Source organism: Actinomyces sp. W5033, from assembly GCF_051303165.1.
In genome coordinates this window covers 15,009-32,208 of record NZ_JBPPGD010000014.1, presented here as the reverse complement: position 1 = coordinate 32,208, position 17,200 = coordinate 15,009, and the positions used below count along the sequence as shown (strand labels likewise).

Annotated in this window: 12 protein-coding genes and 3 pseudogenes; 5 read left to right on the top strand and 10 right to left on the bottom strand. The window is 70.9% G+C overall.

The window, feature by feature from the left end; genetic code table 11:
* Positions 1-121 precede the first annotated feature (121 nt).
* The gene (locus tag ACSJJR_RS09610; protein WP_435943056.1) at positions 122-364 is read right to left on the bottom strand and encodes a helix-turn-helix domain-containing protein; all 243 of its coding nucleotides are present in this window, start codon (positions 362-364) and stop codon (positions 122-124) included.
* A 246-nt stretch (positions 365-610) separates the two neighbouring features.
* Between ACSJJR_RS09610 and ACSJJR_RS09605 the strand changes: the two genes are divergently transcribed.
* A complete protein-coding gene (locus ACSJJR_RS09605) occupies positions 611-2,095 on the top strand; it encodes a TrkH family potassium uptake protein (protein WP_435943057.1) in 1,485 nt (494 codons plus the stop codon).
* A 103-nt stretch (positions 2,096-2,198) separates the two neighbouring features.
* Positions 2,199-2,864: a potassium channel family protein gene (locus ACSJJR_RS09600; protein ID WP_435943058.1), complete on the top strand. Its 666-nt coding sequence runs from the start codon at positions 2,199-2,201 to the stop codon at positions 2,862-2,864.
* A 99-nt stretch (positions 2,865-2,963) separates the two neighbouring features.
* Here ACSJJR_RS09600 and ACSJJR_RS09595 read toward each other — a convergent pair whose 3' ends face one another.
* The 8 genes and pseudogenes from ACSJJR_RS09595 to ACSJJR_RS09560 form a co-directional block, all read right to left on the bottom strand.
* Positions 2,964-6,029: a glycoside hydrolase family 2 TIM barrel-domain containing protein gene (locus ACSJJR_RS09595; protein WP_435943059.1), complete on the bottom strand. Its 3,066-nt coding sequence runs from the start codon at positions 6,027-6,029 to the stop codon at positions 2,964-2,966.
* Between the two features lie 158 nt (positions 6,030-6,187).
* Complete coding sequence (gene mmsB, locus ACSJJR_RS09590; RefSeq protein ID WP_435943060.1) at positions 6,188-7,372, bottom strand: multiple monosaccharide ABC transporter permease; 1,185 nt, start codon at positions 7,370-7,372, stop codon at positions 6,188-6,190.
* Positions 7,372-8,184: an ATP-binding cassette domain-containing protein gene (locus tag ACSJJR_RS09585; RefSeq protein ID WP_435943187.1), complete on the bottom strand. Its 813-nt coding sequence runs from the start codon at positions 8,182-8,184 to the stop codon at positions 7,372-7,374. Before ACSJJR_RS09585 ends, mmsB begins: the two co-directional genes overlap by 1 nt.
* 219 nt (positions 8,185-8,403) lie before the next feature.
* A pseudogene (locus tag ACSJJR_RS09580) lies at positions 8,404-8,886 on the bottom strand (ATP-binding cassette domain-containing protein); the annotation flags it as partial.
* Between the two features lie 82 nt (positions 8,887-8,968).
* Positions 8,969-10,114: a multiple monosaccharide ABC transporter substrate-binding protein gene (gene chvE / locus ACSJJR_RS09575; RefSeq protein WP_435943061.1), complete on the bottom strand. Its 1,146-nt coding sequence runs from the start codon at positions 10,112-10,114 to the stop codon at positions 8,969-8,971.
* A gap of 232 nt (positions 10,115-10,346) precedes the next feature.
* A complete protein-coding gene (locus ACSJJR_RS09570; protein ID WP_435943062.1) occupies positions 10,347-11,372 on the bottom strand; it encodes a LacI family DNA-binding transcriptional regulator in 1,026 nt (341 codons plus the stop codon).
* Positions 11,373-11,402: 30 nt separating this feature from the next.
* Positions 11,403-12,356: an aldose 1-epimerase family protein gene (locus ACSJJR_RS09565; protein ID WP_435943063.1), complete on the bottom strand. Its 954-nt coding sequence runs from the start codon at positions 12,354-12,356 to the stop codon at positions 11,403-11,405.
* Between the two features lie 178 nt (positions 12,357-12,534).
* Positions 12,535-13,365: an L-arabinose isomerase family protein gene (locus ACSJJR_RS09560; protein ID WP_435943065.1), complete on the bottom strand. Its 831-nt coding sequence runs from the start codon at positions 13,363-13,365 to the stop codon at positions 12,535-12,537.
* A gap of 370 nt (positions 13,366-13,735) precedes the next feature.
* On the opposite strand from ACSJJR_RS09560, the gene ACSJJR_RS09555 reads away from it, so the two are divergent.
* From ACSJJR_RS09555 to ACSJJR_RS09545, 3 genes and pseudogenes are all read left to right on the top strand, one after another.
* The gene (locus ACSJJR_RS09555; protein ID WP_435943185.1) at positions 13,736-14,278 is read left to right on the top strand and encodes a hypothetical protein; all 543 of its coding nucleotides are present in this window, start codon (positions 13,736-13,738) and stop codon (positions 14,276-14,278) included.
* 576 nt (positions 14,279-14,854) lie between these two features.
* A pseudogene (locus ACSJJR_RS09550) lies at positions 14,855-15,166 on the top strand (acetylxylan esterase); the annotation flags it as partial.
* Between the two features lie 40 nt (positions 15,167-15,206).
* Entirely contained in the window at positions 15,207-15,863 is a 657-nt protein-coding gene (locus ACSJJR_RS09545) for an acetylxylan esterase (protein WP_435943186.1), read from the top strand.
* A gap of 77 nt (positions 15,864-15,940) precedes the next feature.
* Here ACSJJR_RS09545 and ACSJJR_RS09540 read toward each other — a convergent pair.
* A pseudogene (locus tag ACSJJR_RS09540) lies at positions 15,941-17,170 on the bottom strand (FGGY-family carbohydrate kinase); the annotation flags it as partial.
* Between the last annotated feature and the right edge of the window lie 30 nt (positions 17,171-17,200).

Genomic DNA, 17,200 nt, shown 5'->3' with positions numbered 1-17,200 from the left:
GGGCGCTCGCGGTGCCGGCGGTTGAGCCGGCACACCGACGCGGGCGCCGGGCGAGCAGGAGGTGGTCGGACGGAGACGGTCCGCCGCGCCCACACAGGTGACCGGGCGATTCTAACGGGTATCAGGAGCCCGTAGACTCCGTCTCCTCGTGGCCCCAGTCACCCAGACCGGCGGCGAGGTACTGCTCGACGGCACGCTCGGGAACACGGAAGGAGCGGCCGACCTGCATCGCAGGCAGCTCCCCGGCGTGGACCATGCGGTACACAGTCATCTTCGACACCCGCAGCATGTCGGCGACCTCGGCCACGGTGAGGAACGAGGGGGCGCCCGAAGCGCCGGAGGGGGTGCGCAGACCCGGTGCCATGCGTGTGGTCCCGTCTGAGGAGTACGGACAGTGGGAGGCGTCGGCTGGACACCGGAGCCTGGTCAGGCCCCAGGCTCGCCCCCGGCCGACCGCGTCACTATATCCCGAGTCCCAGCAGACGCACAGGCAGTCGGGGGCCTCATGAGCCCCAGCACCCACACCACGCGCCCCACCCGGCCCACCGCCGTCACAGGCCCCAGCGGGGCGTGCGCCCCGCCGTCGGCCCGTTAAGGGAACAATGGCACCGTGCCCAAGCCCTCCCGCGCACACTCGCCCCACCCCGAGCACCGCGCCCACACCACCCCGCGCCCGCTCCCCCTGCGCCCGGGCGCCCCGGAGGACACCGGCCACAGCGATCTGCTGCGCCGCCTGCTCGAGCGCACGGGGCTGCGATCACGGGTCGAGCGCGCCGCCCGCTTCGCCCCCGCCCGTCTCGCCGTCGCCGTCTTCACGGGCATCATCGCCGTCGTCACCGCACTGCTGTACCTGCCCGTGGCCACCCCGGACGGCCACCCCACCATCCGCTTCGTCGATGCCCTGTTCACCGCGACCAGCGCCGTGTGCGTCACCGGCCTGACCACCGTGGACACCGCCACCGCATGGTCCCCCTTCGGGCAGGCCGTCATCATCGCCGGCGCCTTCGTCGGGGGACTTGGCATCATGACGCTCGCCTCCCTGCTGTCCTTCGCCGTCTCGCGGCACGTGGGCCTGACTCAGCGGATCCTGGCCGCCAGCGAGAACCAGTCACGGTTGGGCGACGTCGCCTCCCTGCTGCGGGCGGTCATCTACACGGCGGTCGGCGTCGAGGCAGCCCTCGCGCTCGTCCTCTTCCCGCGGTTCCTCAGCCTCGGCCAGGACCTGCCCCACGCCCTGTGGTACGCGGTGTTCATGTCGCTGTCGATCTTCAACAACGCCGGCTTCGTCATCATGCCCGAGGGGCTGGCGCCCTACGCGAGCGACTGGTGGATGTGCCTGCCGATCGTCGTCGGCACGGCCGTGGGCGCCATCGGCTTCCCCGTCATCCTCGACGTCACCCGCCACCGCACGCGCCCGCGCCAGTGGACCCTGCACACCAAGCTGACGCTGACGACCTACACGGCCCTCGCCCTCGTGTCCTCCCTGCTCATCGGGCTCTTCGAGTGGCGCAACTCGGTGACCCTGGGCGGGCTGCCGACGCACGGGCGGGTCCTCACCGCGCTGGTGTCGGGCGTCAACGCGCGCTCCTCGGGGCTGGCGACCGTCGACACCTCCTCCATGCACGAGACGACCTGGTTCCTCCAGGACCTGCTCATGTTCATCGGCGGCGGCTCGGCCTCCACGGCCGGGGGCATCAAGGTCTCGACCTTCGCCGTCCTCGTGCTGGCGATCATGGCCGAGGCGCGCGGTGACGAGGACATCGAGGCCTTCGGCCGACGCATCACCCTGTCCACCGTGCGCCTGAGCGTCGCCGTCGTCTTCATCGGGGCCACCGCGGTGGGCGTGTCGACCCTCCTGCTGCTGCACATCACGAACCTGCCCCTGGACACGATCCTCTACGAGACGGTCTCCGCCTTCGCGACCGTGGGGCTGAGCACGGGCATCACCTCGATACTGCCGGACTCGGGCAAGTACACGATCATCGTCCTCATGTTCGTCGGGCGCGTGGGCACGATGACCCTGGCCTCCGCGCTGGCCCTGCGCGAGCGGCGCCGGGTCATCCGCATGCCCGCCGAGCGCCCGCTCATCGGCTGAGGCCCCAGCCCGCCCCCTCTGAGCGACCGGGCGGGCGGACGGTTACCCTGTCGCCAGCACGTGCGAGCCCAGCGGGCCCGCGACCTCGTCCTCAGGAGCGCTTATGGCCGCCGTCGACCGCACCGACTCGACCCTCGTCATCGGGCTGGGCCGTTTCGGCTCCGCCGTCGCCGCGACCCTCGACCGCCTGGGCCGTGAGGTCCTCGCCGTCGAGAAGGACCCGGTGCTGGTGCGCCAGTGGACCGGCCGGGTCCCGCTGGTGGAGGCCGACGCCACCGACATGGAGGCCCTCGAGCAGCTGGGGGCCACAGAGTTCGGCACCGCGGTGGTGGGTGTGGCCTCCTCCCTGGAGGCCTCCGTCCTCATCGCCGGCAACCTCGTGGACCTGCAGACCCCGCAGATCTGGGCCAAGGCCATCTCCCGCGCCCACGGGCGCATCCTGCGCCGCATCGGCGCCCACCACGTCGTCTACCCGGAGTTCGACGCCGGCCAGCGTGCCGCGCACCTGGTGTCGGGCCGCATGCTCGACTACATCGAGATGGAGAAGGGCGGCTTCACCATCGTCAAGATGCGACCGCCGTCGGAGCTGCACGGCTTCACCATCGGTGAGGCCCGTATCCGCTCGCGCTACGGCGTCACCGTCTTCGGCCTCATGAGCCCGGGCGAGCCCTTCGAGTACGCCTCACCGGAGACCCTCGTGTCCCCCGAGGACGTGCTCGTCGTCGGCGGCGACGCCACGCTGCTGGAGCGCTTCGCCAACCGGGCCTGACAGCGCGCCGCCCGCGTCCGGCGCGGCAGACGGCACGCGCGGACGCAGGCGGTCGACGGTGGCGGCCGGTGCGGGAGGTCGCCCTCCCGCACCGGAGGCTCAGAGCACGCCCTTGAAGGAGAAGCGGTTCACGAGCCGGCCGGTGGGCAGCTCGTGCTGCTCCTTGGGGCGTGCGCCCCAGGAGTCGTCGCCGGCGACCCCGCGGCGCATGAGCGCGGGGCGGATGACGGTGCGACCCGTCACCGGCAGCTCGAACTCGTGCCGGGCGTTCTCCACCTCGAAGGGCGTCCACGGCAGGGCGCTGAGCTCGATCTCGCCGCCCGCCGGGGCGCTGACGAGCAGGCCTCGTCCCGTGCGGTCCGTCACGCGCGCCCAGCGCACACCCGTGTGGCTGCCGGACTCCTGCGGGTTGAGGTAGCCGGCCATCTGCTGGTCGACCTCGCTGGAGTACACGCCCAGGCGCCCGCCGCCGCGGCGGTCGACGTAGGTCTCCTCGGGGCCCTCCCCGTAGAAGGTGAGGCGGTTGACGCACCCCGGCACCTGGATCATCACCGACAGCTCGGGCAGCGAGGGCACCTCACCGGCCGGGTCGAGGACCTGGGTGACCTCCACCGTGCCGTCACCCAGCACGCGGTAGTCCATGCGGCAGCGGGTGCCCGGTAGGCCCGCCAGGGCGTAGGTGAAGGACACCGTGACGCTGCCGTCGTCGTGCTCGACGACCGTGGCGGGCCAGTCGTGGTCCTCGACCAGACGCGGGTAGCGCGAGGCCAGCTGCCAGGCGCCCTCCTCGTAGGGGCCGCCGTAACCGCGCTCGTTGGCGGTCGGGGCGTGCCAGAAGCAGGGCAGCACGGGCGCGCTCAACAGCTCGGCGCCGCCGTCCCGGGTGCGGCCGTAGCGGTAGGAGGTCAGCGCACCGGTGAGCCCGGAGAACATGACCTGGAAGGACTCTCCGTGCACCCCGATGTTGTAGCCGCCGCGCACGACGACGGGGCGGGCGGCCGGGTCCCCGGCCACGGCGAAGGCCGTCGGCTCGTCGGCAGGGGCCTCGACGACGACGACGCCCTGGTCCCAGGCGACCTCCTCGCCGGCCCCCGCCCAGGCGGTGGCCTCACGCAGACGGAAGGAGACCGTCACGACGTACTCCCCCGCGCTGGCGCCGGTGCCGTCGGGCAGCGCCAGCGGCAGCGGGTAGGTGGCGCTCTCACCCGGGGCCACGTCGGTCTCCAGGTTCTGCGCGGCCACGAGCACGCCCTCGCGCTCAAGGGTGACGACGCAGTCGTAGGCGCTGGAGCGCGTGAACAGGAAACGGTTGGTGACCGTGACGGCCTCGGCGGTGACCTCGGTGCGCAGGCCCTGGAAGAGGTGGCGCACCTCCTGGATCTTGGGGGACTCGGTGTGGTCGGCGTAGAAGATGCCGTTGCCGCAGAAGTCGCCGTCGTGCGGGGACTCGCCGTTGTCGCCGCCGTAGCCCCAGTACTCGGTGCCGTCGGGGGCGGTGAGGCGGATGGCCTGGTCGGCGAAGTCCCAGATGAAGCCGCCCTGGAAGAGGGGCTCGCGCTCGGTCAGGTCCATGTACAGGTCCACGGCGCCGAAGGAGTTGCCCATGGCGTGCGCGTACTCGCACAGGATGAAGGGCTTGTCGCGCCTCTCGGCGAGCTGGGCCTCAACCGTGGCGGCCGGGGTGTACATCTGGGAGGCGACATCGGAGGTGTCGGGGCGGCGGTTGTCCCAGAACAGGCCCTCGTAGTGGACGGGGCGTGAGTCCTTCGAGCGCAGCAGGTCGGCCATGTCGGCGATGTTGTCGCCGCCGTAGGACTCGTTGCCGCAGGACCACATGATGACCGAGGGGTGGTTCTTGTCCCGCTCGTACATGTCGAGGGCACGGTCGAGGACGGCGTCGTGCCACTCGGGGTGGTTGCCGGGCAGGGCCGGCGTCGCGTCCTGGCCGAGGCGGCGGAGGACGTCCCAGGTGCCGTGCGTCTCCAGGTTGGCCTCGTCGATGACGTAGAAGCCGTACTCGTCCGCCAGCTCGTACAGGTAGCTGTTGTTGGGGTAGTGGCTCGTGCGGATGGCGTTGACGTTGGCCCGGCGCAGGGCGATGAGGTCGAGCTCGGTGCGCTCGCGGCTCACGACACGGCCCCGCTCGCCGAACTCGTGCCGGTTGACGCCCTTGAAGACGATGCGCTGCCCGTTGATCCTGAGCACGCCGTCCTCGATGCCGAAACGGCGGATGCCCACGCGCTGGGGGACGATCTCGGTGAGGGCGCCGTCGGCGTCGCGCACCTCGATGCACAGGTCGTAGAGGTAGGGGTCCTCCCCGCTCCACAGGTGGGGGTCGGTGACGGTGACACGGGCGACGCCGTCGTCGCCTGCGGTGAGCGGGCCGACGCCGTCGAGGACGGCGTGCACGCTGCCGGGCCCCTCAAGGGTGGTGCGCAGGCTCACCTCGGCGGTGCGCAGGTCCTCGCTCAGGCTCACGCCCACGCGCAGGTCCGCCAGGTGGGTGGCGGGCAGGCGGCGCAGGTAGACCGAGCGGAACAGGCCGGAGAAGCGGAAGAAGTCCTGGTCCTCCAGCCAGGAGCCGGAGCACCACTTGTACACCCGCAGCGCCAGGCGGTTGGTGCCGGCGCACACGTGGGCGGTGAGGTCGAACTCGCTGGGGGTGAAGGAGCCCTCGGCGTAGCCGACGTAGGTGCCGTTGACCCACACGACGACGGCGGACTCCGCGCCCTCCAGCCGCAGCACGAGCCTGTCACCAGCAGGCAGCTGCTGCGGCAGGGTGAAGGTGCGCACGTAGGAGGCGGTGGGGTTGTAGGAGGTGGGGACCTGGCCGGGCTCGAGCCGCTCGTGCCCGTCCCAGGGGTACTGGATGTTGGCGTACTGGGGCTTGTCGTAGCCGTGGAGCTGCAGGTGGGCAGGCACGGGCACGTCGTCCCACTCACTGACGTCGTAGGCGGGGTCCTCGAAGCCCTCGACGGCGAGAGCGGGGTTCTTGGCGTAGTGGAGCTTCCACACGCCGTCGAGGCACACCTGGAAGGAGGAGCGCCCGCTGGCAGCCTCTGCCGCGCTCGCGTACCACAGGTGGTCGGAGTGCGCCGGGAGTCGGTTGTCGGCGAAGAAGGTCGGATCCGCGAGGCGGCTGAGGTCGGGGCTCACGTGGTTCACGCGCCTGATCCTATGGTCGCGTCGGAGGACCGCTGCTCGAGCGAGGCCGCACCGCGGGCAGCCGGGCGCCCCGTCGCCAGAGGCAGGTGCCCGGCTGCCCCCCGAGCCCCTCCGGCGTGGCAGCCGGGCGGGCACGCCGGAGAGGCTCGAGGCTGGGATCAGGCGGCGGCTCCGGCCCGCTTCTTGTTGATGAGGTCGAAGGCGACCGCACCGAGAACGACGAGACCCTTGATGGCCTGCTGGTAGTCGATGCCCACACCCATGAGGGACATGCCGTTGTTCATCACCGCCATGACCAGACCGCCGATCATCGCTCCAATCACCGTGCCCACACCACCGGTGACGGCTGCACCGCCGATGAAGCAGGCCGCGATGGCGTCGAGCTCGAAGCCGCTGCCGGCCTTCGGACCCGCGACGTTGAGACGCGAGGTGAAGATGATGCCCGCGACCGAGGCCAGCAGGGAGCAGTTGACGAACACGAGGAAGCGCACCCGCCTGACCTTGACACCGGACAGGGCGGCCGCCTCCCTGTTGCCGCCGATGGCGTAGACCTGGCGGCCCCAGACCGTGCGGTTGGAGATGAAGGAGTAGAGCACGATGAGCACACCCAGGATGAGCAGCACGAAGGGCGTGCCCTTGTAGGTGGCCAGCAGCCAGGCGAAGGCCATGCCGGCGCCGCAGACGCCGACGACCTTGACGACCCACAGACCCACCGGCACGACCGCCACCTCGTTGGCGATGGAGCGCCTGCGCGCGCGCAGGTCGCGCAGCACGAACAGGACGAGCAGGGCGCCGGCGAGAACGAGCGTGAACAGGTCGTAGCCGTACCCACCCAGCAGCCCGTTGAGGAAGCCCGAGGAGATGGAGCGGAAGCCGTCCGGGAAGGGGGAGATCTGCAGGTTGTTGAGGACGATCATCGTCAGTCCACGGAAGATGAGCATGCCCGCCAGGGTGACGATGAAGGCTGGGATGCCGATGAAGGCGATCCAGAAGCCGTGCCAGACACCCACGAGGATGCCGACCGCGAGGCCGGCGGCGACGCCCACCGGCCAGGGCAGGCCCCAGTTGACCGTGATGACACCCACGACCGCACCCGTCAGGGCGACGACGGAGCCGACCGACAGGTCGATGTCCGCCATGAGGATGGCGAAGAGCATGCCGATCGCCATGACGAGGATGTAGGCGTTCTGCGTGATGATGTTGGAGACGTTCTGGGGGGACAGTGACTGTCCTCCGGTCAGCACCGCGAACAGGGCGATGATGGCGACGAGGGCGACGGCAAGCCCTCCGGAGCGCAGGTTGGCGCTGAGCCTGCTGCGCAGCGACGTGGACGAGGTGGACATCAGCTTTCCTTCTCCTGGGTCATGTAGCGCATGAGGACCTCCTGGTCCGCCTCCTCGCGGGGCACGTCTGCGGTGACGCGGCCGGCTGAGAGGGTGTAGATGCGGTCGCAGATGCCGAGCAGCTCGGGCAGCTCCGATGAGATGACGAGCACGGCCTTTCCGGCGTCGGCGAGCTGGTTGATGATGGTGTAGATCTCGTACTTGGCGCCGACGTCGATGCCTCGGGTCGGCTCGTCGAGGATGAGGACGTCGGGCTGGGTGGTCACCCACTTGCCGAGGACGACCTTCTGCTGGTTGCCGCCGGACAGGCCGCCCACGCGCGACTCGATCGAGGGGGCCTTGACCTTCATGTCGCGGCAGGCCTCGGCGCTGGCCTGCCGTTCCCGGTGCAGGTCCAGCACCCCGCGGCGCGAGAAGCGCCCCGGCGAGGCGGCGACGACGTTGTGGTTGACCGTCCCGATGAGGTTGAGGCCGTAGCGCTTGCGGTCCTCCGAGACGTAGGCGAGGCCGTGCTCGATGGCGGCGGCCACCGTCGGCACGGAGATCTCCTTGCCGTCCTTGAGGATCCGCCCGGTGATGTCGCGCCCGTAGGAACGGCCGAAGACGCTCATGGCGAACTCGGTGCGCCCGGCGCCCATGAGGCCGGCCAGCCCCACGACCTCCCCGTGACGCAGGGTGATGCTGGCGTTGTCCACGACCTTGCGGCTGGCGTCGTTGGGGTGGTGGACGGTCCAGCCTTCGATGCGCAGGGCCTCGTCGCCGACCGTCGAGACGTGGTCCGGGTAGCGGTTGTCGAGGCTGCGGCCCACCATGTGGCGGATGATCTCCGCCTCCTCGACGCCGCCCGGGCGGTGCATGTCAAGGGTGGTGATGGTGTGGCCGTCACGGATGATGGTGGTGGAGTCGGCGATCTCGCGGATCTCGTTGAGCTTGTGGGAGATCACGATGCAGGTGATCCCCCGTTCCCGCAGCTGGCGCATGAGGTTGAGCAGGTGTGCGGAGTCCTCGTCGTTGAGCGCCGCGGTGGGCTCGTCGAGGATGAGGAGCTTGGCGTCCTTGACGAGCGCCTTGGCGATCTCCACCAGCTGTTGCTTGCCGACTCCGATGTCGCGGATACGGGTCTCGGGATCCTCGTCGAGGCCGACCTAGCGCATCATCTTCTGGGCGCGCGACTTGGTCTCGTGCCAGTCGATGACACCCCGCCTGGCGCACTCGTTGCCCAGGAAGATGTTCTCGGCGATCGACAGGTAGGGGCTCAGGGCGAGCTCCTGGTGGATGATCGCGATGCCTTTGGCCTCCGAGCTCTTGATGTCCGAGAAGGTGCACTCCTCGCCGTCGAAGAAGATCTGGCCCTCGTAGGTGCCGTGCGGGTGCACACCGGAGAGCACCTTCATGAGGGTGGACTTGCCGGCACCGTTCTCGCCGCAGATGGCGTGGATCTCCCCGCGCGCCACCGAGAAGTTGACGTCGTCAAGGGCGAGGACGCCGGGGAAGCGCTTGGTGATCCCTCGCATCTCAAGGATGGTGTCTGTCTCCATCGTCTCTCCTGTCATGTGCACGGGCTGGCCCCGCAACCGGGGCCAACCCGTGCACTGCTCACTTGAGCTCGTCAGCGGTGTAGTAGCCGGAGTCGACGAGGACGGAGGTGACGTTGTCCTTGGTGACGATCTCCGCGGACAGCAGGAAGGAGGGGACGACCTTCACGCCGTTGTCGTAGGTCTTGGTGTCGTTGACCTCGGGCTCCTCGCCCTTGAGGATCGCGACGGCCATCTGGACGGCGGCGTCGGCGAGCTTACGGGTGTCCTTGAAGATCGTGGAGTACTGCTCGTCGCGCAGGATGGAGATGACCGAGGGCTTCTCGGCGTCCTGGCCCGTGACGACCGGGTAGGGCAGCGAGCCCGTGCCGTAGCCGGCGCCCTTGAGCGCACCGAGGATGCCGATGGAGATGCCGTCGTAGGGGCTCAGGACGCCGTCCACGCGCGAGCCGTCGGTGTAGGTCGAGGTGATGAGGTTGTCCATGCGCGTCTGGGCGGTGGCGCCGTCCCAGCGCAGGATGGCGACGGTGCCGAAGTCGGTCTGGCCGGACTTGACGTTCAGGACGCCCTTGTCGATGTAGGGCTGGAGCTTCTCCATGGCGCCCTTGAAGAAGAAGGGGGCGTTGTTGTCGTCCGGGGAGCCGCCGAAGAGCTCGATGTTGAAGGGGCCGGTGACGCCGGTGTCCTTGCCGTCCTTGTCGATGATGCCCATGCCGGTGAGCAGCGAGGTGCCCATCTGGCCGCCGACGACGAAGTTGTCGAAGGAGGTGTAGTAGGAGACGTTCTTGTTGTCGCGGATGAGGCGGTCGTAGGAGATGACCGGGATGCCGGCCTCACCGGCGGCGTCGAGCTGGTTGGACAGGGCGGTGCCGTCGATCGGGGCGATGATGAGCAGGTTGACGCCCTGCGTGATCATGTTGTCGATCTGGTTGGTCTGGGTGGGGATGTCGTCCTCGGCGAACTGGAGGTCCACCTTGTACCCGAGCTCCTCGAGCTGCTTCTTGACGTTCTCACCGTCCTTGATCCAGCGCTCGGAGGACTTGGTCGGCATGGCGACGCCGATCTTGATCTGCGAGGCGTCGAGGTTGGCGGTGTCGTTGGAGCTGGAGCCGCCGGCGCCGGAGCCGCCGCAGGCGGCGAGGGTGGCAGCGCCCGCGAGGGCGAGGGAGCCCGCGAGGACGGAGCGGCGGGTGAGCATGCGGGACATGGGGGATCTCCTCTTCGAGATGGGGCGGAGCCACGTGCACAACTGCGCGCTCGCGCTCCTGAACGGCTGAAGCTTGAGCGCTCACAGACAGGCTGTCAAATCAGCCGGATTCGATTTTTCCTTAATATTCCGCGGATTACCGAGCAGTAGGTAATCGGGGCCGAAAAGGCTGGGGCACCCAGATAGTGAACGTTCACGTCGATATGGGCCGTCCTCCCACCCGGGGCCCTGCTCACACAGAGGAGCGCCGCACCCTGAGCGTCGGTGAGACCGAGTGCCGCGTCCCCGGCTCCCCCGCGAGCGCGCTCAGCAGCACCTCCATGCACAGGCGTCCCAGCTCCTCGAAGGGCTGGGTCACCGTCGTCAGCGCCGGGGCGAAGAACTCCGAGCCCGCCGTGTCGTCATAGCCGACGACGGCCAGGTCCTGCGGCACGCGCACGCCCTGGTCACGGGCCGCCGCCAGCAGGCCCAGCGCCATGAGGTCGTTCGAGCAGAACACGGCGTCCGGGGCCTCGTCCGGTCCCGCCGCCGCGATCTGCAGGCACAGGGCCCTACCCGCCTCATAGCCCGACTCGGCGGTCCAGTCCCCACTCAGGCGGCCCGCCGGGCACAGCCCCGAGTCATCCAGGGCGCTGCGCCAGCCCCGCTCTCGCGCCTGGGCGTCGAACCAGTCGTCCGGGCCTGCCACGTAGGCGATCCGACGGCGGCCGGCACCGATGAGGTGGCGCACCACCATCCGGGCGCCAAGCTCCTGGTCCACCGACACGACGTGGATGCGCCCCTGCGGCTCAAAGCCGTCCGCCACGACGACCATCGGCACGCTCTGCGCCGCCCGTGTCACCGAGGCCGCGATCCCGGTCCTCGGTGCCACCGAGATGATGCCGTCCACGCCCCGGTTGACGAGGAAGGTGAAGGCCTCCGCGATCTCCCCCTCGTCGCTCGTGCGCAGGGAGGTCACGAGGGTCCCGTAGCCCTCCGCCCGGGCCGCCGCCTCGATGGCGCTCGCCGTCGAGGCCGGCCCGAAGAACTCCGAGGAGGCCGTCACCACGCCGATGAGGCGCGACGACGCGGTCACCAGCGCCCGGGCCGCCATGTTGCGGCGGTAGCCCAGCTCCTCAATGGCCTTGAGGACCTTCTCGCGCGTCGCGGGGCGCACCCCCTCCGGGGAGTTCAGGACGCGCGAGACCGTCTGGTGGGACACGCCAGCCAGGCGGGCGACGTCCACCATGCTGGGCCTTCGTCTCTTACCCCCAGTCATCGCGGCCGACCTCCCGGCGCCCGGTGGGCGTCAGGCCTTCTCGGACAGGCGGTAGACGAACTCGTGGGACTCGCCGACGGCGAGGGTGATGAGGTCCTCGCCCGTGTTGAAGGCGTTGGGAGGACAGGTCATGGGCTCGACGGCGACGCCCGGCCGTCCCAGCCTGTCGGCCGAGTACAGCTGGCACCAGGGGACGTCGGAGGTGATGACGGCGCTGTGGCCGCCCTCGCCGCCGGTCAGGGTCACTGACCACGGTCCCTCGGGCAGGCCGGTGTAGGCGTTGTCCGTCTGCGTGGCACCCACGAGGCGGCCGGCACGCCAGTCCCAGTCCGTCCCGGCGACCTCGCGGGTGCCGAGGGGCGCCATCGTGTGAGGATCGACGTCGAGCACGAGGGCAGCGGGCACCTCGAGCACGCACTCGTCCAGGGGGACGGAGCGGGTGAGGTAGGGGTGGCAGGACACGCCGTACGGGGCCGGGGCGCTCACGCCGTCGAGCACGGGGGCACCGGTGGTGGCACGGGTGGAGACGGCGGCCCCCACGTTGGTGCTCGTCGTCGTCACCGTCAGTCCGTCGGCGGCGTCGAGGTGGAAGCGCACCGAGATCTCCAGGGCCCACGGGTAGGCGTAGGAGGCGGGCAGGGCCAGCTCGAGGGGCACCTCACTGAGCTCGCCCTCCTGCGGGGTGTCGGAGGCGACGGCGAAGTCAGACCAGCCGACCAGGCCGTGGAGGGCGGAGCCGGTGGCGGGCTCGTTGCAGGGCACCGGGTAGGTCTGCCCGCAGTAGGTGTAGGCGGAGTCCTTGATGCGGTTGGGCCAGGGCACGAGGGCTCGCCCCTGCCAGCCCTCAGGCATGGCGGCCTCGGCGTCGAAGGGGACGACGACGTCGCGGCCCTCGTGGCGCAGGTGGACGAGGGTGGCACCCTGGGTGGCGATGCGCGCCTCGTAGGCTCCGGCTCGCAGGTCGATGAGCTCTCCGTTGATCATGATCGGCCTCTCGGGCGTGTGGGTCGGGTGTGTGGCACAAGGTACACGCGCTGTGCCGGGACGTCCTCGACGAGGAGCCCCGGCACAGCGCGTCAGTAGTGTCTTGCCGACGGCCCGTCCGCTCGGGAACCGCACTGGCGGCCGGGCAACCGGCGGTGGCCGCCGCGAGGCAGGCCGCTCAGACGCCCTGCGTGAGGCGGTAGTACGCCTGGTTCAGGCGCCGCTCCTGGGCGAATCCGCGCGTCGTCGTGCCCTCGTCGATGACGGCGAGCTCCATCTGGGCCATCTCGGCCAGGTCCTGCCAGGTCTCCAGCGTCGTCGCCGTCGACATCACCGTGTGGTGGGCGGCGCCCGAGAGCATCCAGCACTCGGTGGAGGTGTGGAAGTCGGGGGCGGGCTCCCACACGGCGCGGGCGACGGGCAGAGCGGGCAGCGGCGCGTCGGGGCCGACGACCTCGACGACGTTGGCGGTCAGGCGGAAGCGCTCGCGCATGTCGGACATGGCGACGACGATGCCGGGACCCTTGTCGGCGTCGAAGACGAGGCGGACCGGGTCCTCGCGGTCGCCGATGCCCAGCGGGTGGATCTCCAGGCGTGGCCTGGACGTGGTGAGGGAGGGGCAGACCTCGAGCATGTGGGCGCCGAGGATCTTCTCCTTGCCCTCGGTCATCTCGTAGCAGTAGTCCTCCATGAGGGAGGCGCCGCCGGGCAGCCCGTGGCCCATGACCTTGGCGGCGCGCACGAGGATGGCGGTCTTCCAGTCGCCCTCGGCGCCGAAGCCGTAGCCGGCGGCCATGAGGCGCTGGACGGCGAGGCCGGGCAGCTGGCGCAGCCCGCCGAGGTCCTCGAAGTTGGTGGTGAAGGCGGTGGCGTCGTGCTCGACGAGGAAGCGGCGCATGCCGGCCTCGAGGCGGGCGCCGTAGCGCAGGGAGGCGTGCCGCTCGGCGCCGGGCCTCAGCGCGGGCACGACGTCGTAGACGTCGAGGTACTCCTCGACGAGGGCGTCGATCTCCTCATCGCTGACGGCGTCGACGGGAGCCCGAGCCGCAGGCGGCCAGGCCGATGACGGCACCGCTGGCTGCGGCGAGGGCGAGGAAGTCGCGACGCTTCATGGGGTTCTCTCCTTTGAGAATCTGGGGGTACGTCTCACCCGGTCCCGGGAGGGGCCCTGGGTGACCGGTGAGGACGGATGACGACGACGTCGTCGCCCGTCGAGACACAGGGAGTGTGAACGTTCACACGATGCGAGTCAAGCCATATCCGCGCATCAGCACCCACCCTTGCGCCCAACCGCGAGAGCGTCGGCACCAGCGAGCACCGAGCAACAGGGGCCGCTCGATCTGCTCACACAGCACGAGAGTGCCTGCGCACCCGGGCGAGTGGCCAGCCAGACCAGAGCGACACCTTCCGTCACGCCGGGATTCTTGAGGACGGCCGCCTGGGCACGCGGCCCCTGCGCCAGGTGGCCTCCGCGGACGCCTACGTCCCGTCCGGGACGGCGATGTGGAGCAGGATCCGGTCTTCGCCATCCACGACTTGCGCGACGCGGACGTCACCGGCCGGCCAGGGGCGGTGAGGCCACCAGGGCCGCCATCGAGGCGGCTGTGCGCGCCGTCGTGCGGCAACCGAGACGGAGCGGTTGGGGAGCCTTCTGCGCCTCGGACGAGTGGGTCACCCGCCTGCATGAGAGCTCCCGCTGGTCCATGCGCGACACCTCTGCCTCAATCCCCGCCGACTGCCCCCAGCGCAACGAGCACCTGAGCTGGACCGGCAACATCCAAGCCTTCGCACCAACGGCCGCCTTCCACTACAGCACTACAGCCCCACGGGGACGCCGCTCCTGGCTCGTGGACCTCAGCAGCGAGCAGGAGGTCCACACCACCACGTCCTGGCACATGCCCGTCATCCCCAGCAGCATCTGAAGGCCCCCACGCACGGGGCGGTGTGGGGCGAGGCCCGGCCCGTCATGCTCTGGGATCTGCACCAGGTCACCAGGGACCTCAGCCTGCCCGATCAGCAGCACGACTCCGCCTGCCCGTGAGGCAAGCAGGTGACCTCGCCGCCGACTCCGAGCGGCGCCGGGTGGCCGGCGAACGCCTCGCTGAGCTCGTCGAGGCCTGTGCCGTTCACGTCGGCACGAGCCACACCGAGGCCCCACGAGGTCGGGGCTTAGGTGCTGAGACCGGCCGCCGAGGAGACGTTCTCGCGCCCTAACCCCCGACCTCGCGCGGGGTGGGGGCGGGGTGGGGGGGGCGGGGCGCGGGGTGGGGGGGGTGGGGGCGGGGTGGGACGCGTTGCTGAGCCGGCCACAAAGGTGCTACCCATGAGTCCGGGGCCCGCGTGTGCGACGCCCTGCACGAGGCTCGCGCGCCTGGTCTGCTTGCACCGCGGGGGCCCGTACGGGTGCGGCGCCCCGTCCCCGCAACCGGGTGGAGGCCCTGCCACGCCTGCTCCCGGAGCCGAGACAGCTGCCCGCGTGAGACCCCAAGGACTCCCTCATGGCCCGTTTCGATCTGTCCCCCGACCAGCTCGAGGTCTTCAACCCAGAGATTCCCGAGCCCGCCGACCTCGACGCCTTCTGGGCCCGTACCCTGGCCGAGAACCCCGCCAACCCCGGTGCCGTCACCGCCGTGCGGGTGGACTGCCCTCTGCGCACGGTGAGCGTCCACGACGTCACCTTCCCCGGCTACGCCGGTGACCCTGTGCGCGCGTGGCTCATCCTGCCCACCACCGGCCAGGCCGACGGCTCCCCGCTGCCCACTGTCGTCCAGCTCCTCGGCATGGGCGGTGGACGAGGCCTGCCACACGACCACCTCGCCTGGGCCAGCGCGGGCTACGCGCACCTCGTCGTTGACACCCCGGGGCCAGGGCTCGCACTGGGGCTCCGGCGGCGACACGCCGGACCCCCACGGACACGGCCCGGCTACCGCCGGCTTCGCCACGCACGGCATCGAGGACCCGGAGCACTACCTGTTCCGGCGCCTGTTCATCGACGCGCACCACGCCGTCGTGTCGGCCGCCGCGCTGCCGCGGGTGGACGCCACCCGCGTCGTCGTCACCGGCGCCTCGCAGGGCGGGGCACTGACCATCGCCGCCGTCGCGCTGGGCGCGCCTGCCGTCGCCGCCATGCCGGACGTGCCCTTCCTCGCCCACGTCACCCACGCCGTCGGCATGACCGATGAGCCGCCCTACGCGGACATCGTCACCTACCTGTCCGTGCACCGCGACGCCGTCGCTCAGGTGCTGCGCACGCTGTCCTACTTCGACGTCGCCGCGCTGGCCCGCCGTGCCCGCGTGCCCGCCCTGTTCTCGACCGGGCTCATGGACACGACCTGCCCGCCCTCGACGGTCTTCGCCGCCCGCAACCAGTGGGGGCGGGCCCTGCCCGAGGGTGAGCGCCCCGCACTGCCACAGGTACGCGTCTACCCCTTCAACGGGCACGAGGGCGGCGAGTCCTACCAGTGGCGTGAGCAGGTCGCCTGGCTCAGCGCCCTCCTGGGGAGCTGAGCCCCGCTCCCGACGGCGCGGCACGAGGCACCGCAGCGGTCACGGCCCGCCGGGTCAGGAGCCGTCGCCGGTGGGCCTCAGGCGTGCCGGGCAACGGCCGCGGCGACCACGTCGTAGGCGGCGCGCACCTCAGGCTGCGGCTCGGCGGTGAGGTGCTCGACGCCGGCCAGCTCCCACACCGGCGGCTCCTGGCCACCCGCGAGGACCCAGGCAGCCTGCTTGGCGGCCCCGTTGGCCACGTACTCCCCCGGCTCTGGCACGTCCACCGGCACGCCGAGGACCGCGCTCGCCAGCGTCGTGGCGCTGGCCCACTTGGCACCGCCTCCGACGAGCGAGACCTCGGCGACCTCGACGCCCTGGGCCCGCACAGCATCGACGCAGGCTCCCATGAGGCACAGGAGGCCCTCGACTGCGGCGCGCGCGTAGTTGCCTGGTGTGAGGTTCGCCAGCGTCATGCCTGTGAGCACGCCGGTGGCCTGCGGCAGGTTGGGGGTGCGTTCGCCCTCGAGGTACGGCACGTGGACGAGGCCGCCCGCGCCGGGCTCGGCCGCCAGGGCGATCTCGTCGAACTCGTCGTAGGAGACGCCCAGGACCTTCTTGGCGGCGTCGAGCACGCGAGCGCCGTTGAGGGTGCAGGCCAGCGGCAGGAAGGCGCCGGTGGCGTCCGCGAAGCCGGTGACGAGCCCGGAGGCGTCGTGGGTGGGGGTGCTGGAGACCGCGGCGACCACGCCGCTGGTGCCCAGGGAGACCGAGGTCTGGCCGGGGCGCAGGCCCAGGCCGAGGGCGGCGCCGGCGTTGTCACCGCAGCCGGGGCCCAGCGCCAGGTGGGACAGGTCGCGCCCGAGCACGTCGCTCCCGCCGTGCAGGGCGATCTCCTGAGGGGCGAGGACGCGGGGCAGGACGAGGGTCTCGGCCTGCCCCGGGCTGATGCGCAGCGCGCGGGCGAGCAGGTCGCGCCGGTAGGTGTTGGTCACCGCGTCGAAGTAGCCGGTGCCCGAGGCGTCCGAGCGGTCGGTGGTGAGGGTCTGGAGGGACTCGGCGCCCGACAGCCTCCACGTGAGCCAGTCGTGCGGCAGGCACACGGCTGCGACGCGGGCGGCGTTGTCGGGTTCGTGGTCCGCGAGCCAGCGCAGCTTGGTGATGGTGAGGGAGGCGACGGGGACGCTGCCGACGGCCTCGGCCCAGGCCTGGCGGCCGGCAGCCTCGTCGCCGTCACCGAGCTCGGCGATGAGGTCGCGGGCGGCCTGGGCGGAACGGGTGTCGTTCCACAGCAGGGCGGGGCGGATGACCTCGCCGTCCTTACGCAGGTCCGAGGCCGGTGCCGAGATCCTCGGTTT